The 15,812-nt window shown below is 67.9% G+C and carries 16 protein-coding genes; 1 reads left to right on the forward strand and 15 read right to left on the reverse strand.

Translation table 11 applies throughout. The features are described 5' to 3' along the window. From ABDV68_RS12690 to ABDV68_RS12730, 9 genes are all read right to left on the reverse strand, one after another. On the reverse strand, positions 1 to 340 hold a 340-nt coding region (locus ABDV68_RS12690), incomplete at its 3' end, for a hypothetical protein (RefSeq protein WP_343520366.1). 87 nt (positions 341 to 427) lie between these two features. Further along, entirely contained in the window at positions 428 to 1,822 is a 1,395-nt protein-coding gene (gene lpdA / locus ABDV68_RS12695; RefSeq protein WP_343520367.1) for a dihydrolipoyl dehydrogenase, read from the reverse strand. A 124-nt stretch (positions 1,823 to 1,946) separates the two neighbouring features. Beyond that, positions 1,947 to 3,185: a 2-oxoglutarate dehydrogenase complex dihydrolipoyllysine-residue succinyltransferase gene (gene odhB / locus ABDV68_RS12700; RefSeq protein WP_343520368.1), complete on the reverse strand. Its 1,239-nt coding sequence runs from the start codon at positions 3,183 to 3,185 to the stop codon at positions 1,947 to 1,949. Positions 3,186 to 3,210: 25 nt separating this feature from the next. After that, entirely contained in the window at positions 3,211 to 6,177 is a 2,967-nt protein-coding gene (locus ABDV68_RS12705; protein WP_343520369.1) for a 2-oxoglutarate dehydrogenase E1 component, read from the reverse strand. Positions 6,178 to 6,277: 100 nt separating this feature from the next. Further along, positions 6,278 to 7,162, reverse strand: a complete 885-nt coding sequence (gene sucD, locus ABDV68_RS12710) for a succinate--CoA ligase subunit alpha (protein ID WP_343520370.1) — start codon at positions 7,160 to 7,162, stop codon at positions 6,278 to 6,280. Beyond that, positions 7,163 to 7,729, reverse strand: coding sequence for a hypothetical protein (locus tag ABDV68_RS12715; RefSeq protein WP_343520371.1), 567 nt, complete (start codon positions 7,727 to 7,729; stop codon positions 7,163 to 7,165). It abuts the gene before it with no gap. A 133-nt stretch (positions 7,730 to 7,862) separates the two neighbouring features. After that, entirely contained in the window at positions 7,863 to 8,159 is a 297-nt protein-coding gene (locus ABDV68_RS12720; protein WP_343520372.1) for a GIY-YIG nuclease family protein, read from the reverse strand. 52 nt (positions 8,160 to 8,211) lie between these two features. Continuing rightward, positions 8,212 to 9,174, reverse strand: a complete 963-nt coding sequence (gene mdh, locus ABDV68_RS12725) for a malate dehydrogenase (RefSeq protein ID WP_343520373.1) — start codon at positions 9,172 to 9,174, stop codon at positions 8,212 to 8,214. Positions 9,175 to 9,337: 163 nt separating this feature from the next. Then, positions 9,338 to 9,766: a VOC family protein gene (locus ABDV68_RS12730; protein ID WP_343520374.1), complete on the reverse strand. Its 429-nt coding sequence runs from the start codon at positions 9,764 to 9,766 to the stop codon at positions 9,338 to 9,340. Between the two features lie 58 nt (positions 9,767 to 9,824). On the opposite strand from ABDV68_RS12730, the gene ABDV68_RS12735 reads away from it, so the two are divergent. Further along, complete coding sequence (locus tag ABDV68_RS12735; RefSeq protein WP_343520375.1) at positions 9,825 to 10,370, forward strand: winged helix-turn-helix transcriptional regulator; 546 nt, start codon at positions 9,825 to 9,827, stop codon at positions 10,368 to 10,370. A 182-nt stretch (positions 10,371 to 10,552) separates the two neighbouring features. Here ABDV68_RS12735 and zapE read toward each other — a convergent pair whose 3' ends face one another. The 6 genes from zapE to ABDV68_RS12765 all read right to left on the reverse strand — a co-directional run bounded on the left by zapE (position 10,553) and on the right by ABDV68_RS12765 (position 15,551). Then, a complete protein-coding gene (zapE, locus tag ABDV68_RS12740; protein WP_343520376.1) occupies positions 10,553 to 11,665 on the reverse strand; it encodes a cell division protein ZapE in 1,113 nt (370 codons plus the stop codon). Further along, a complete protein-coding gene (locus tag ABDV68_RS12745) occupies positions 11,662 to 12,114 on the reverse strand; it encodes a PaaI family thioesterase (RefSeq protein WP_343520377.1) in 453 nt (150 codons plus the stop codon). The genes zapE and ABDV68_RS12745 overlap by 4 nt, the downstream gene beginning before the upstream one ends. Beyond that, positions 12,111 to 13,067, reverse strand: coding sequence for an MBL fold metallo-hydrolase (locus ABDV68_RS12750; RefSeq protein ID WP_343520378.1), 957 nt, complete (start codon positions 13,065 to 13,067; stop codon positions 12,111 to 12,113). Before ABDV68_RS12750 ends, ABDV68_RS12745 begins: the two co-directional genes overlap by 4 nt. Further along, positions 13,064 to 13,846, reverse strand: a complete 783-nt coding sequence (locus ABDV68_RS12755) for a succinate dehydrogenase iron-sulfur subunit (protein WP_343520379.1) — start codon at positions 13,844 to 13,846, stop codon at positions 13,064 to 13,066. Before ABDV68_RS12755 ends, ABDV68_RS12750 begins: the two co-directional genes overlap by 4 nt. A 111-nt stretch (positions 13,847 to 13,957) precedes the next feature. Continuing rightward, positions 13,958 to 14,521, reverse strand: a complete 564-nt coding sequence (locus ABDV68_RS12760) for an ATP-dependent Clp protease proteolytic subunit (RefSeq protein WP_343520380.1) — start codon at positions 14,519 to 14,521, stop codon at positions 13,958 to 13,960. A 34-nt stretch (positions 14,522 to 14,555) separates the two neighbouring features. Continuing rightward, entirely contained in the window at positions 14,556 to 15,551 is a 996-nt protein-coding gene (locus ABDV68_RS12765) for a C13 family peptidase (protein WP_343520381.1), read from the reverse strand. Positions 15,552 to 15,812 lie beyond the last annotated feature (261 nt).

Here is a 15,812-nt window from a genome sequence, read left to right on the forward strand (position 1 = left end):
ATTCGGCCTGCTGGACGTCCTCGTCGGTCGAATAGACGACGGCCGGCAGATTGTGGCGCGCGCGGATCTCGTTGAGCCGGGCGAGGAACTCGGCCTTCACCGCGGCCTTGAGCGTGCCGGCGCGGCACGCGCCGATATCGGGCTGGACGTCGTAATAGCCGGCGACCCCCGCCCAGGTCGTGGGCAAGGGGGACGCGGAGGAGGTGGGCGTCGGGGTCGTGGGCGTCGGCGTCGGCGTGACGACCACGCCGCCGCCACCGCCACCCCCGCCATTACCTCCGCAGCCCGTGACGAACAGAGCGAGGGCGGCGGCGGACAGCAGGGGAAGCGGGCGAATCATCGGCGGGAGAACGCGCCGGTTCCGGACGAGGTCCCGGTTAGCGCACGGCTAACCTCGTTTCCAAGGCGCCCGACCCGGGATCAAGCGTCAGATATGGATGGGTTTTCCCGTCACCGCCATCGCCGCTTCCTTGATCGCCTCGCTGTGCGTCGGATGGGCGTGGCAGGTGTACGCGATGTCCTCGCTGGTCGCGCCGAACTCCATCGCCTGCGCGGCCTGGGCGATCATCGTGCCGGCGACGCTGGTGATGATCCATACGCCGAGCACGCGATCGGTCTTGGCGTCGGCGATGACCTTCACGAAGCCGTCGGGCTCGTGATTGGTCTTGGCGCGGCTGTTGCCGGCCATCGGGAACTTGCCGACCTTGACCTCGCCCTTGGCCTTGGCCGCTTCCTCCGTCAGGCCGACGCCGGCGATCTCGGGCATGGTGTAGACCACCGAGGGGATGACGTCGTGGTTCACGATGCCGGTGAGGCCGGCGATGTTCTCGGCGACCGCGATGCCCTCGTCCTCGGCCTTGTGCGCGAGCATCGGGCCGGGGATGACGTCGCCGATCGCCCAGATGCCGGGGACCGAGGTCTTGAAGCTGTGATCGGTCTCGATCTGGCCGCGTTGGTTGGTCGCGAGGCCGGCGGCTTCGAGGTTCAGGCCGTCGGTGTTGGGCTTGCGGCCGATCGAGACGAGGACATTGTCGGCCTCGATCGTCTCGGCCGTGCCGCCGGCGGCGGCCTCGATCGTGACGGTCGCCTTGCCGCCTTTGACCGAAACGCCGGTGACCTTGGTGCCGGTCTTGAACTCCATGCCCTGCTTCTTGAACAGCTTGGCGGCTTCCTTGCGCACATCGGCGTCGAAGCCGGGCAGGATCTGGTCGAGATACTCGACCACGGTGACCTTGGCGCCGACGCGGCGCCACACGCTGCCGAGCTCGAGCCCGATCACGCCGCCGCCGATCACGACGAGATGCTCGGGCACCCTGGCGAGCTCGAGCGCTCCGGTCGAATCGACGACGACCTTCTGGTCGATCTCGACGCCGGGGAGCGGGGTGACCGACGAGCCGGTGGCGATGACGATGTTCTTCGCGCGGACCTCGCGGTCGCCGACCTTGACGCTGTCCTTGCCGGTGAAGGCGGCATAACCCTTGAGCCACTCGACCTTGTTCTTCTTGAACAGGAACTCGATGCCGCCGGTCAGGCCCTTGACCGCGTCGAGGCGCTGGGCGTGCATCGCGTCGAGGTCGAGCTCGACCTTGCCGAGCTTGACGCCGAGCTTGGCGAGCGCGCCGGAGGCGGCTTCCTCGTACAGCTCGGAGGCGTGAAGCAGCGCCTTGGACGGGATGCAGCCGACGTTGAGGCAGGTGCCGCCCAGCGTCGCGCGCCCCTCGGCGCATGCAGTCTTGAGCCCGAGCTGCGCCGCGCGGATCGCGGCGACATAGCCGCCGGGCCCGGAACCGATCACGAGGACGTCGAAGTCGTAGTCTGCCATGTTCTTCGCTTCCTTGTTCCCCGGCAAAGGCCGGGGCCCAGTTTCGAGACGGATTTGGTGAGCGTCTCGCTTCGTTTCAAATTGCGTCGCGACTAGGCCCCGGCCTGCGCCCGGGAACAGCGGATTACAGGTCGATCAGCAGGCGGGTCGGGTCCTCGATCGCGTTCTTGAGCGCGACGAGGAAGGTCACCGCCTCGCGGCCGTCGATCAGGCGGTGATCGTAGCTGAGCGCGAGGTACATCATCGGGCGCACCACCACCTGGCCGTCGCGGACCACCGGGCGGTCCTCGATGCGGTGGAGGCCGAGCACCGCCGACTGCGGCGGGTTGATGATCGGGGTCGACATCAGCGAGCCGAACACGCCGCCGTTGGAGATGGTGAAGGTGCCGCCCTTCATCTCCTCCATCTTGAGCGTGCCGTCCTTGGCGCGCTTGCCGAAGTCGCCGATGGTGCGCTCGATCTGCGCGACCGACATCTGGTCGGCGTCACGGATCACGGGGACGACCAGGCCCTGGGGCGCGGAGACCGCGACCGAGATGTCGGCGTAATCGTGATAGACGATCTCCTCGCCGTCGATCTGGGCGTTGACCGCGGGGATGTCCTTCAATGCCTGGCACGCGGCCTTCACGAAGAAGCCCATGAAGCCCAAGCGGACGCCGTGCTTCTTCTCGAACAGGTCCTTGTACTTGGCGCGCGCCTCCATGACGGCGGTCATGTCGACGTCGTTGAAGGTGGTGAGCAGGGCGGCGGTGTTCTGCGCATCCTTGAGGCGGCGGGCGACGGTCTGGCGCAGGCGCGTCATGCGCACGCGCTCCTCCTTGCGGCCGCCGGTCGCAGGCGCGGCGGTGGCGGGCGCAGCGGCCGGCGCCGGGGCAGCGGCGGGCGCTTCGCTCTTGGCCGAGGCGGCGGCGACCACGTCCTCCTTGGTGATGCGGCCGACCTTCCCGGTGCCCTGCACGGTCGAGGGATCGACGCCATGCTCGAGGATCGCGCGGCGGACCGAGGGCGACAGCGCCGCTGCCTCGACCTCGCCCGTGGGCTGAGCGGGAGCGGGAGCGGGGGTCGGGGCGGGAGCGGGGGTCGGGGCCGGAGCTTCCTCAGCCTTGGGCGCGGGCGCTGCACCGGCACCAGCCTCGATCGTGCCGATCATCGCGCCGACATTGACCGTGTCGCCGACCTTGGCGGCATGCGCGCCCATCACGCCCGCGGCGGGCGCGGGAACCTCGACCGAGACCTTGTCGGTCTCGAGGCTCGCGACCGGCTCGTCGGCCGCGACGGGGTCGCCGGGCTGCTTGAGCCATTCGCCGATCGTCGCTTCGGTGATCGATTCGCCCAGCACGGGGACGAGGATTTCGGTGGCCATCGTTCAGTCCTTCCTGGGCTCAGTCTCAGGCGCCGGCCTTGCCGGCGGTCTTCTTGTCTTCGGTCTTGCGCGCGCGGCGGATCTCCTCGCGCACATTATGGCCGAGCGCATCGGCGACGAGCGCGCCCTGCTCGGCCTGGTGACGCTTCATCAGGCCGGTCGCGGGCGACGCCGCCGCGGCGCGGCCGGCATAGCGCGGACGCTGCGGCTTGATCCCGGCTTCGACCATGCACGCCTCGATATAGGGTTCGACGAAGAACCAGTAGCCGTTGTTCTTCGGCTCCTCCTGCGCCCACACCACTTCCTCGACATTGGTCATGCGCTCGAGGCGCTTGACCAGCGGCTCGCCGGGGAAGGGGTAGAGCTGCTCGATGCGGATGATCGCGGTGGTCTTGTCGCCCGCGGCATCGCGCGCCTCGATCAGGTCGTAGGCGACCTTGCCGGTGCACAGCACGACGCGCTTGACGTCCTTGTCGGCCGGCGCCGAGGGATCGGAGAGGATGCGGCGGAAATGCGTGTCGCCGAGGAAGTCCTCGGTCTTCGACACCGCCAGCTTGTGACGCAGCAGCGACTTGGGCGTCATGATGATCAGCGGCTTGCGGAAGTTGCGGTGCATCTGCCGGCGCAGCAGGTGGAAGTAATTGGCCGGCGTGGTCACGTTCGCGACCTGCATATTGTCGCCCGCGCAGAGCTGGAGGAAGCGCTCGGGGCGTGCCGAGCTGTGCTCGGGGCCCTGGCCCTCGTAACCATGGGGGAGCAGCATCACGAGGCCGTTGGCGCGCAGCCACTTGGCCTCGCCCGCGGCGATGAACTGGTCGATCATGATCTGCGCGCCGTTGACGAAGTCGCCGAACTGCGCCTCCCACAGCACCAGGCTCTTGGGGTCGGCGAGCGCATAGCCGTATTCGAAGCCGAGCACGCCATATTCGGACAGCGGGCTGTCGAGCACTTCGAAGCGGCCGTGCGGAATCTCGTTCAGCGGCACGTATTTGTGCTCGTCGGTCTGGTCGACCCACACGGCATGGCGCTGCGAGAAGGTGCCGCGGCCCGAATCCTGGCCCGACAGGCGCACGCCATAGCCTTCCGAGAGCAACGCGCCGAACGCCAGCGCCTCGCCGGTCGCCCAGTCGAAATTCTCGCCCGACTTGAACATCGCCGCCTTGGCGTCGAGCACGCGAGTCAGCGTCTTGTGCGGGGTGAGACCCTCGGGGACGGTGGTCAGCGTGCGGCCGAGGCTGTCGAACAGCTTCTTGTCGATGCCGGTCTCGACGTTGCGGCGCGCGGTCTCGGCGTCGACCGGGGCGCCGAGGCCCTGCCAGCGGCCGCCGAACCAGTCGGCCTTGTTCGCCTTGTAGCTCGCGCCAGCCTCGAACTCGGACTCGAGATGCGCGGTAAACTCGGCGACCTTGGCCGGCACGAAGCTGCCGTCGATCACGCCCTCGCCCTCGAGGCGCTTGGCATAGATGTCGGCGACGCCGGGATGGCCCTTGATCTTCGCGTACATCAGCGGCTGGGTGAACGAGGGCTCGTCGCCTTCGTTATGGCCGAAGCGGCGGTAGCACCACATGTCGATGACGATGTCGCGCTTGAAGGTCTGGCGGAACTCGATCGCCATCTTGCAGGCGAAGGTCACCGCCTCGGGATCGTCGCCGTTGACGTGGAAGATCGGCGCCTGGACGCCCTTGGCGACGTCCGACGGATAGGGCGACGAGCGCGCGAATTGCGGGCTCGTGGTGAAGCCGATCTGGTTGTTGATGATGAAGTGGACGCAGCCGCCGGTGTTGTAGCCGCGGATGCCCGAGAAGCCGAGGCACTCCCACACGATGCCCTGGCCGGCGAACGCCGCGTCGCCGTGGATCAGCACGGGCAGGACCTGCTCATGCTCTTCCAGGTCGTTGCGGTTGGTCTGCTGCGCGCGGACCTTGCCGAGCACGACCGGGTCGACCGCCTCGAGGTGCGAGGGGTTGGCGACCAGCGACATGTGCACGTTGATGCCGTCGAACTCGCGGTCCGTACTGGTGCCGAGGTGATATTTGACGTCGCCCGAGCCGCCGATGTCGTCGGGGTTGGCCGAGCCGCCGGCGAATTCGTGGAAGATCACCTTGTACGGCTTGGCCATCACCGTGCCGAGCATGTTGAGGCGGCCGCGATGCGCCATGCCGTAGACGATCTCGCGCACGCCCTGCGCGCCGCCGTACTTGATGATCGCTTCCATCGCCGGGATCATCGATTCGCCGCCGTCGAGGCCGAAGCGCTTGGTGCCGACGTACTTGCGGCCCAGGAACTTCTCCCACTGCTCGGCCTCGATGACCTTGGCCAGGATCGCCTTCTTGCCCTCGGGCGTGAACTCGATCGCCTTGTCCTTGCCCTCCATGCGCTCCTGCAGGAAGCGGCGCTCCTCGACATCGGCGATGTGCATGTATTCGAGGCCGACGTTTCCGCAGTAGTTGCGGCGCAGGATCTCGACCAGCTCGCGGATCGTCGCCTTCTCCAGCCCCATCGTGCCGCCGAGATAGATCGGGCGGTCGAGATCGGCGGCGGTGAAGCCGTGATATTCGGGGGTGAGGTCGGCCGGCAGCTCCTGCTTGGACAGGCCGAGCGGGTCGAGGTTCGCCGCAAGATGGCCGCGCACGCGATAGGTGCGGATGAGCAGCATCGCGCGGATCGAATCGTTCGCGGCGCGCGCGATGTCGGCGGCCGAGGCGGCGGGCGCCGCGGCGGCGGGCGCGGGCGCACCGGGCTTGGCCGGCTTGGGCGCGGGCTCCATCTGAGTCGGATCGAGCGCCGCGGTGAGCGCGTCGGTCTCGGTCGGCGGCCAGTTGGGGCGTTCCCAGCTCGGGCCGGTGACCGAGCCTTCGAGCCCGTCGAACCACTCGCGCCAGCCGGCCTCGACCGAGGCGGGGTCGGCCTTCCACTTGGCGTACAGCGTCTCGACGAACGCCGGGCTCACGCCGCCGGCGATGTCCGCGAAATCCAGGCCCTCAGCGCCCATTCTCTTCTTCCTTCGTCACCCCAGCGAAAGCTGGGGTCTCAAGCCTCTTGCCGCGCGATTGCGGCGCGAGGCCCCAGCTTTCGCTGGGGCGACGGCTTTTTCAGCCCTTCAACACCTCGACCAGCGTCGAGCCGAGCTCGCTCGGGCTCGGCGAGACGCGGATGCCCGCGGCTTCCATCGCCGCGATCTTGTCCTCGGCGCCGCCCTGGCCGCCCGAGACGATCGCGCCGGCATGGCCCATGCGGCGGCCCGGAGGCGCGGTGCGGCCGGCGATGAAGCCGACCATCGGCTTCTTGCGGCCGCGCTTGGCCTCGTCCTGCAGGAACTGCGCGGCTTCCTCTTCGGCGCTGCCGCCGATCTCGCCGATCATGATGATCGACTTGGTCGCCTCGTCGGCGAGGAACAGCTCGAGCACGTCGATGAAGTTGGTGCCGTTGACGGGGTCGCCGCCGATGCCGACCGCGGTGGTCTGGCCAAGGCCCGCATTGGTGGTCTGGAACACGGCCTCATAGGTAAGCGTGCCCGAGCGCGAAACAACGCCCACCGATCCTTCGGAGAAGATGCTGCCCGGCATGATGCCGATCTTGCACTGGTTCGGCGTCAGCACGCCGGGGCAGTTCGGGCCGATCAGGCGAGTCTTCGAGCCGCTGAGCGCGCGCTTGACCTTGACCATGTCGAGCACCGGAATGCCCTCGGTGATGCACACCACCAGCGGCACCTCGGCGTCGATCGCCTCGAGGATCGAGTCCGCGGCGAAGGGCGGCGGGACGTAGATGACCGAGGCGTCGGCGCCGGTCTTGCTCACCGCTTCGGCGACGGTGTCGAACACGGGCAGGCCGATATGCTCGGTGCCGCCCTTGCCCGGGGTGACGCCGCCGACCATCTGCGTGCCGTACGCCAGCGCCTGCTGGGTGTGGAAGGTGCCGGTGTCGCCGGTCATCCCCTGAGTGATGACCTTGGTGTTACGGTCGATCAGAATCGACATTCAGAACCCTCCGATTGATTGGCTGACGAGAATCAGCCCCTGGATGCCATAGGAAGCGCCGAGCGGATGGCCGCGCGGCACGTAAGTGATTTCGAGGCTGACGCCCGGCTGCCACGGCTCCCAGCGCCGCTTGCTCGCGGCGTCGTTGGCCTGGACGCTGGTGGGGGCGGTGCCGACCCAGCCGTCGAGCGTCTCGCGCGGCGGGGCTGCCGGGGCGTCGAGATCATAGGCGCGGCAGCCATTGGCCCAGCCGCCCTTGCTGGTCTCGATCCGGCTGGTCGCGAGCCACACGTCGCGGCCGTCGAAGCGCTGGCGGAACATCTGGCCGGAGACTTTCGCCTGCGGCTCCGCCTTGCGCATCGCGTCGCGGCCCTTGGCGACGATCGCGGTGACGCGGGAGTCGGCGTCCGCCTCGGCGACCTCGGTCCAGCCGGCGGCGGTCGCCGCCTTGCCGACGCCGTCGAACTTGTCGATGTCGAAACATGCCGCCTTGAACGCGCCGAACAACGGCGACGGCGCAGGGGCAGCTTGCGTCATCGTAACGACAGCCAGGGTGGCGATGAACATCACTTTCTGTTCCCCGACGCAGGCCGGGGTCCAGTTGCGATGAGGCTGCGAAGGCGGGGCGTCACCTTGCGTGCGCCGATGCCGGGCCCCGGCCTGTGCCGGGGAACAGAAGGGCATTCCGGACCGAACACGCTCACGAAGGTGCGAGCGAGTCGAACAAATCGTTCCACTCGGGGTTCAGCCCTTCGATCTCGCGCAGCTTCCACGCCCGTTTCCATTCCTTCATCTGAAGCTCTCGGTGGCGCGCTGCGTCCAGGCTATCGAATGCCTGATACCAGACCAGCAGCTTGCAACCGTAACGCTTCGTGAATCCTTCCACGACGCCATTGCGATGTTCCCAGACGCGTTTGGGAAGGTCGCTGGTGACGCCGATGTAGATCGTTCCGTTCCTGCGGCTCGCCATGATGTAGACGAAGCCTTGCTTCTCCATCTCGACCGCTCCGATGCTGGGCCCCGGCCTTCGCCGGGGAACAGCATGGCGCTCAATTCAGGCTTTCATCAATCCCCTTGCAGGCGACCAGCAGTTCCTTGACCGCGTCGACCGAGACCTGGAGGTTGGCCTTGGCCTCGTCGCCGAGCTTGATCTCGATCACCTTCTCGACGCCCGCGGCGCCGATGATGATCGGCACGCCGACATAGAGGTCGTCGACGCCATACTGGCCGGTGAGGTGCGCCGCGGCGGGCAGGACCCGCTTCTGGTCGTAGAGATAGCTCTCCGCCATCGCGATCGCCGAGGTGGCCGGCGCGTAGAAGGCCGAGCCGGTCTTGAGCAGGCCGACGATCTCGCCGCCGCCCGAGCGGGTGCGCTGGACGATCGCGTCGATGCGCTCCTTGGTCGAGAAGCCCATCTCGATCAGGTCGGTGACGGGGATGCCGCTGACGGTCGAATATTCGAGCACCGGCACCATCGTGTCGCCATGGCCGCCGAGCACGAACGAGTTGACGTCCTTGACCGAGACCTTGAACTCGTCGGCGAGGAAGTGGCTGAAGCGCGCGCTGTCGAGCACGCCGGCCATGCCGACGACCTTCTGGTGCGGGAGCCCCGAGAATTCGCGCAGCGCCCACACCATCGCGTCGAGCGGGTTGGTGATGCAGATGACGAAGGCGTCGGGGGCGTTCGCGGCGATGCCCTCGCCGACCGCCTTCATGACCTTCAAGTTGATGCCGAGCAGGTCGTCGCGGCTCATGCCCGGCTTGCGGGCGACGCCGGCGGTGACGATGATGACGTCCGCGCCCGCGATGTCGGCATAGTCGTTCGAGCCGGTGATCGTGGCGTCGAAGCCCTCGACCGGGCCGCACTGCGAGAGATCGAGCGCCTTGCCCTGGGGGACGCCCTCGACCACGTCGAACAGGACGATGTCGCCAAGACCCTTGAGCGCTGCGAGATGGGCGAGCGTGCCGCCGATGTTGCCGGCGCCGATGAGCGCGATCTTCTTGCGGGCCAAATGAACCTCCCTAAACGTGGTTGGGCGGCTCTGGACTCACGGTTGGCCGCAGGGAACGGCCGCGCCTTAGGCCGATTGGACGGCCGGGGCAACAGGCGATTCCCCGAGTGTCAAGGAAATCTTTGCAGTTGCGAATTAGTTGCAATAGAGTGGGTTGGCGGCGCTAGCTGGAAGCGGTGTCACCCGACATGTCTTGGTAGAACATCAGCGCGTTGCCGTCGGGATCGTAGAAAGTGAGGTAGCGGACCATGCCGGGAACGTCGGCGATCGGGCCGTCCTGCCGCACGCCGGCCGCGTCGAGCGCGGTCTTCGCCGCCTCGATATCGGTCACGCCGAAGGTGAGGGTGGCGCCGCCACCCACGGGGACGGACTCGACCTGCGAGAGGCCCACCGTCACGCGCGCGACGCTGGTCTCCAGCTCGCACCAGGCGATGTCGTCCATGCGGTAGAGCAGCTTCATGCCGAGCACACGGGTGTACCAGTCGATCGAGCGATCGAAGCTGGTGACGTTGAGCGCACAGGCCAGGCCGCCGTCATAGGCGATGGCCGGAGCGGTGGCGGGCGCGGGTTCGGTGATCGTCGAGCTTGCCATGTCGTCCTCCCGAATCTATGGTTCCATTTGTATAGTAGATTGTGGAATGGTCAAGCGGATGAATGATCCGGTCCTATCGGGCGAAGTGCTGCGGGCGCTGACTGCCAGCCGCTGGGCGATCCCGGTGCTGGCGCTGCTGAGCCGTGAGCGGGGATCGCGCTTCGCGGTGATCGAGCGGCGTTTCGGCCTGTCGCGGCACAGCCTGACGCGCACGCTCGCCTATCTGCGTGCGCAAGGCTGGGTGATGCCCAACCCTGGCCATGGCCACCCGCTCCGGCCCGAATATGTGCTGACCGATGCGGGGCGGGCGATCGGCGCAGCGTGCGAGCGAGTCGAAGAGGTGCGGATACGGCTGGGGCTGGAGGCGCCCGACCTGTCGCGCTGGACGCTGCCGGTCGCGGGCGGGCTGACCGACGAGTGGACGCGGTTCACCGCGCTGCAGTCGCGGCTGACGCCGGTGACGCCGCGCGCGCTGTCGCTGACGCTGCAGGCGATGATCGGGCAGGAGCTGGTGCGGCGGCGGCTGGAGGATCGCTTTCCCCCGGTGCCGCTCTATGGGCTGACGGGTCGAGGGGAAGAGTTGGCGGGGGCGGTGGCGGGCTAGGACGGCCGATATTTCGATTCCAATCCTCCCCCGTCAGGGGGAGGTTGACGGAGGGAGGAGGGCGGCGATGTCCTCACACTGCGGGGTGCACAGCCGTCCTCCCCCTCCGACGCCTTCGGCGCCACCTCCCCCTGGCGGGGGAGGATTCATTTTTCAGTCACTGCAACGGATTGTCCTCAGGCTCAGCCTTCGCTGCCATGCCCCTGCGCCAGATATTCGTCCGACTGCATCTCCATCAGGCGGCTAACCGTGCGCTCGAACTCGAACTTGCCGTCGCCTTCGCGATAGAGGTCCATCGGCGGGGCATCGGCCATCGCCAGCAGCTTGACCTTGTGCTCGTAGAGCGCGTCGATCAGCGTGACGAAGCGCGCGGCCTCGTTGCGGTTCTCGGGGCCGAGGCGCGGGATGCCGACCAGGATCACGGTGTGGTAGCGGCGCGCGATGGCGAGATAGTCGGCCGCGCCGCGCGCCTCGCCGCACAGCCGCTTGAACGAGAAGACGGCCACGCCCTTGAGACTTTTGGGCACGTGCAGCGTGCGGCCCTGCACCGCGATATCCTCCGACGGCACGTTGGCGCGGTCCTCGACGGGATAGTCGGTGAGCCGGAAGAAGGCGGCGGAGAGGGTGGCGGTATTGGCGGGGTTGTTGGGGACGAGCCAGGTGTCCATGCGGCCGAGCCGGTCGCGGCGATAGTCGGTCGGGCCGCTCAATGGCACGATGTCGAGCTTGTCCTTCAAGAGCGCGATGAAGGGCAGGAAGGAATCGCGCTGCAGCCCGTCCTTGTAGAGATCGTCGGGCGGGCGGTTCGAGGTCGCGACCACCGTCAGCCCTTCGGCCATCATCGCGGTGAACAGGCGGCTGAGGATCATCGCGTCGGCGGCGTTGTTGATCACCATCTCGTCGAAGGCGAGCAGGCGGAGATTTGCGGTCAGCGCTTTCGCCACGGGGACGATCGGGTCTCCGGCCTCCTTCTGGCGCTCCTCGGCGATGCGGGCGTGGACCTCGATCATGAACTCGTGGAAATGGACGCGGCGCTTGCGGCCGATCTTCACGCTGGCGAAGAACAGGTCCATCAGCATCGACTTGCCGCGCCCGACCCCGCCCCAGAGATAGACGCCCGCCGGCGCCTCGGGCGCGCGGCGGGCGAGGCGCCACAGCACGCTGCCCTTGCGCGGGCCCTGCTCGAGCTCGCGCGCGAGCTGGTCGAGGCGGCGCGCGGCGGCGGCCTGGTCGGGGTCGCGGCGCAGTTCGCCGGCGGCGACGAGCGCCTCGTAGCGGGCGAGGACCTGAGTCATGTTGCGGGTGAAGACTTGCGCACGGTGCCGGAGAAGCTGGCGAGGACGTCGGCGTCCTGGCGCATCAGCCCGCGCATGAACAGCATGCGGCCGGTCTCGCGCAGCAGCTCGACTTCGGCGACGATCGGCTCGCCGATGCGGCTGGTGCCGATGAACTGGGCGGAGAGGTCGAGCGTCACCGCGCCGCCCGCCGCGAGCACGCCGAAGCTGCGCGCGGCGGCGAACAGGGCGACGTCCATGAAGCCGAGCAGCGCGCCGCCATGGGTGGAGTCGCGCAGGTTGGAATGTTCGCGGCCGGGGACCATGCGGACCAGCGCCTTGCCGTCCTCGATCCGGGTCAGGATCGGGCCGAGGAACGCGTTGAAACGGGTGGGATCGCGCAGTTCCCAGCGCTTCCAACCGGGATGATCGGGATCGTCCGTGTAGGTGAAATGCGGCTCTTCGCTCATTTCGGGCAGTTCTTGTCGAGCTCGCCGCTGCGGACGCGGCCGACATAATAATCGGCCATGGTGAGGATGCGCAGCTTGTCGGCCGCCGGCGTCATGTTCGAGGTCCGGCCGTCATACCAGGCGGCAGTGCAATAGGTCGTCTTCTGCGTGCCGCGGGCGCAGTCGAGAAAGGCGGCGAAGCTCTGCTTCCACTGGATGAAGAGGTCCCGGCTCATCGGTTGGCCATGACCCGGCACCAGCGTCGCGAACGGCTTCGCGGCGAGCTCGTCGAGCGCCTTGCGCCAGCCATCGGGGCAGGCGGTGTCGAGGAAGGGGACCGGGTCGGTCACCAGATCGCCCGCTACGAGCACGCGGCTTTCGGGATCATAGAGCCAGACATCGCCGGCGGTGGTGGCGTGGCGGGCGATGTGCAGCTCGACCTTCCGGCCGCCCGCGCCGATGACGCCGGACCCGCGCACCACGTCATCGGGACGTAGCTCCTGGCCGCGGACGAAGGTCGCGAGATCGCCGCGGACTTCGCTCGCCATCGGCTCGGGGATCTTGCCCGCCTCGAGCGCGAGGCGGGCGGAATCGGCACTGCGCTTGAGGAAGCCGGTCAGCGCCTCGTCGATCGCATCGCTCGCCGAGACGCGGACCCGCGGGTGCTTCGCCTTGAGCGCGAGATTGCCGCTGACATGGTCGAGATGCCAGTGGGTGTTGACGATCCGCACCAGCGGCTTGCCGCGCGCGGCGATCACCGCTTCGACCTTCGCGGCGTGGCTCGCGTGGCGGCCGGTGTCGACGAGCAGCAGCCCATCGGGCCCCTCGATCAGCACGGAGTTGCCGTCGGGCTGGCGGCCTGCTTCAAACCCGCCCTCGATCAGCCAGACGCCCGGCGCGATCGACTTGGCTTCCCGCGCCGCGACGGGCGCCGCAACCAAGGCGAGCAGGGCGAGGGCGGCGCGCGCGATCAAACGATGCGCTCGGCTTCCATCTTCTTGATCTCCGCGATCGCCTTGGCAGGCGAGAGGCCCTTGGGGCAGACGTTCGCGCAGTTCATGATCGTGTGGCAGCGATAGAGGCGGAAGGGATCCTCGAGCTCGTCGAGCCGCTCGCCGGTCGCTTCGTCGCGGCTGTCGGCCAGCCAGCGATAGGCCTGGAGCAGGATCGCCGGGCCAAGGAAGCGGTCGCTGTTCCACCAGTAGCTCGGGCACGAGGTCGAGCAGCAGGCGCACAGGATGCACTCGTAGAGGCCGTCGAGCTTGTTGCGGTCCTCAGGCGACTGCAACCGCTCCTTGCCCGAGGGGGCGGGGGAGACGGTCTTCAGCCAGGGCTGGATCGACGCGTATTGCGCGTAGAAATGGGTGAAGTCGGGGACGAGGTCCTTGATCACGTCCATCGCGGGAAGCGGGGTGATGCGGATGTCGCCCTTGATGTCCTCGATCGCGGTGGTGCAGGCGAGGCCGTTCTTGCCGTCCATGTTCATCGAGCACGAGCCGCAAATCCCCTCGCGGCACGAGCGGCGGAAGGTCAGGCTCGGGTCGATCTCCGACTTGATCTTGATCAGCGCGTCGAGGACCATCGGCCCGCAATCGTCGAGGTCGATCGTGAAATTGTCGTAGCGCGGGTTCGCGCCCGAGTCGGGATCGTAGCGATAGATGGTGAAGGTGCGCGTGCGCTTCGCGCCCGCCGGGGCCGGGTGGCTCTTGCCCTTCTTGATCCTGCTGTTCCTGGGAAGAACGAAATCGGCCATCTGAAACCCCGTACCTCTATTCGGGAGCGCGGCGCGCGGCGGCGTTCCGCTCCAGTTGGCCGGTCAGATACATAAGGGCGGGCGGTGCTGCAACGCTTCGAGCGCGTCCGGTCAGATGAGGTCGAGCACCAGGCCCAGCTCACGCGCCTCCTCCGCCTCGATGTACCAGTTGTCGCGGGCGCGTTTCGCGACCTCGTCGAACGTGATGCGCGAGCCCGCGATCAGGTCGCGATACCCCTCTTCCTCGATGCGGATCGATTCCTCGATCTCGTTGAGCTTGGCCTTGAGCGTGCCGGGAAGCGACTTGAGCGGGCCCGACAGATGGATGTCGGTGGTGAGGATGCGCTCGTGGATCATGATCCGCGTGCCCTTGGTGAGGAAGCGCTTGTCGACCGGGAAGTGCGCCATGAAGGTCGCGCCCGCCGAATAGACCGCGACCTTGCCCAGGAACAGCGTCTCGCGCCCGGTATAGTCGCGCAGCAGGCGGATCTCGTCGCCCATCAGCCGCGCCGTCTCGGGATCGCCGCCGAGCGTCGAGATCGCGACCACCAACGTGCCCTCCGGCGGCGCGGCGGCGAGCTGGTCGCGAAAGCTCTGGTACATCGCCTGGTCGACCGTCCCCGAGAGACTGATATGAGGCGCGGCGAGCAGCGGATATTGGTTCGGTTCAGCCACACCGCGCGCAACCGTTCGGGCGTGCCGTGGTTCCCTAGCGCCGCATGTCCCTGAGGCTGTCGATCGAGGGGCGCCCGACCGGCTGGGTCGCGGCCCGGGGCATGCGCGCCTCGAGCGGCGTGAGCCAGGCGTGGACGTCCACGCCCATGCTCTGCTGCGGCAGCGAGGGCTTGAGCTTGCCCTGCTGCTCCCATCCGTCGATCAGCGCGACCGCTTCGCTCACCGCCTGGCCGAGCGGCTGAGGCTTGCGTAGCGCGCGGTTGATCAGGGCGTCGCCGAAGAAGGTCCAGTCATTCTCGGCGACGCAGCCGAACGAGGAGCGATCGGACGAGGCGGCGCTGACGATCGCGGTCTGCGGCCCGGACAGCACCGGCACGAACACCCCAGAATAGCAGGCGCTGACGATCAGCAGCCGGCGCTGGATGCCGAATTCGTCCAGCAGCCGCGCGAGCCGGTTGGGCGAGATCGCGCCCCAGCCCTCGTTGCCGTCATTATAGACGATCCCGAACGGCGCGCCGTGGCTGGTGGTGTAGAGGACGAGCACGTCCTCGGCCGGGTCCATCGTCTCGGCGATGCGGGCGAGCGCGGCCTCGACATTCTGCGGCGAACCCATGGGCAGCGGGCTGGGGGCGGCGCCGTCGGTGCCAGCGAGGGTGATCGCGCGGCCGGCGGCATCGTAGCGGCGGGCGAGCACCTTGCCCGCCTCGCGCGCCTCGCGCCCGAACACCGGATCGCTGTCGAGCGCGACCGAGAGGACATAGGCATCGACCACGCCCTTGCGCTGGGGGGCGAGGGTGGCGAGCGCGCGGGCGAGGCGGCGATGCTCTGCAAGCGCATGGGCGGCGGGGCGGTCGCGCTCGATCTGAGTGCCGCCATCGGCTTGCTGGACGATCTCGGGCGGGGTCGAGCGCGCGACACCGGGCGGGGGCGGGGCGGTGTGCTGGGGCGGGGCGTAGGGTTGCTGCTGTTGCGACGCCGACACCGGAAGAAGTGCGAGCAGGACGGCAAACGGCAGCAACATCGAACGCATCGACTTCCCCCCGGAGGTATTCGGTGAAGTTGGGGATGCGGTGGGGGTGTCGTCAAGCGCCGTGCGCCCACATTGAATGCGGTACCAGAATTTCCGACTTGCGCGACATCGGCGATTATTCCGATGCGAACTGGGGAAAGGCGCAGGCAAAGCGGTATCTCGATGCGATTGCGAATACGCTCGCTCAGATCGCCGCGATGCCGCTCGCAGGTAGCGATCAAACCAGTGTGCCATCCGGCTTGCGCAAATGGCCCAGTGGAT

The organism is Sphingomonas sp. (assembly GCF_039595165.1).
GTDB lineage: Bacteria > Pseudomonadota > Alphaproteobacteria > Sphingomonadales > Sphingomonadaceae > Sphingomonas.

Coding starts and splice junctions, on each gene's coding strand:
- ABDV68_RS12705 (WP_343520369.1), bottom strand. CDS start 6,177: ATGGGCGCTGAGGGCCTGGATTTCGCGGACATCGCCGGCGGCGTGAGC.
- ABDV68_RS12755 (WP_343520379.1), bottom strand. CDS start 13,846: ATGGCCGATTTCGTTCTTCCCAGGAACAGCAGGATCAAGAAGGGCAAG.
- ABDV68_RS12745 (WP_343520377.1), bottom strand. CDS start 12,114: ATGAGCGAAGAGCCGCATTTCACCTACACGGACGATCCCGATCATCCC.
- ABDV68_RS12735 (WP_343520375.1), top strand. CDS start 9,825: ATGAATGATCCGGTCCTATCGGGCGAAGTGCTGCGGGCGCTGACTGCC.
- odhB (WP_343520368.1), bottom strand. CDS start 3,185: ATGGCCACCGAAATCCTCGTCCCCGTGCTGGGCGAATCGATCACCGAA.
- lpdA (WP_343520367.1), bottom strand. CDS start 1,822: ATGGCAGACTACGACTTCGACGTCCTCGTGATCGGTTCCGGGCCCGGC.
- ABDV68_RS12730 (WP_343520374.1), bottom strand. CDS start 9,766: ATGGCAAGCTCGACGATCACCGAACCCGCGCCCGCCACCGCTCCGGCC.
- ABDV68_RS12765 (WP_343520381.1), bottom strand. CDS start 15,551: ATGCGTTCGATGTTGCTGCCGTTTGCCGTCCTGCTCGCACTTCTTCCG.
- ABDV68_RS12715 (WP_343520371.1), bottom strand. CDS start 7,729: ATGTTCATCGCCACCCTGGCTGTCGTTACGATGACGCAAGCTGCCCCT.
- sucD (WP_343520370.1), bottom strand. CDS start 7,162: ATGTCGATTCTGATCGACCGTAACACCAAGGTCATCACTCAGGGGATG.
- zapE (WP_343520376.1), bottom strand. CDS start 11,665: ATGACTCAGGTCCTCGCCCGCTACGAGGCGCTCGTCGCCGCCGGCGAA.
- ABDV68_RS12720 (WP_343520372.1), bottom strand. CDS start 8,159: ATGGAGAAGCAAGGCTTCGTCTACATCATGGCGAGCCGCAGGAACGGA.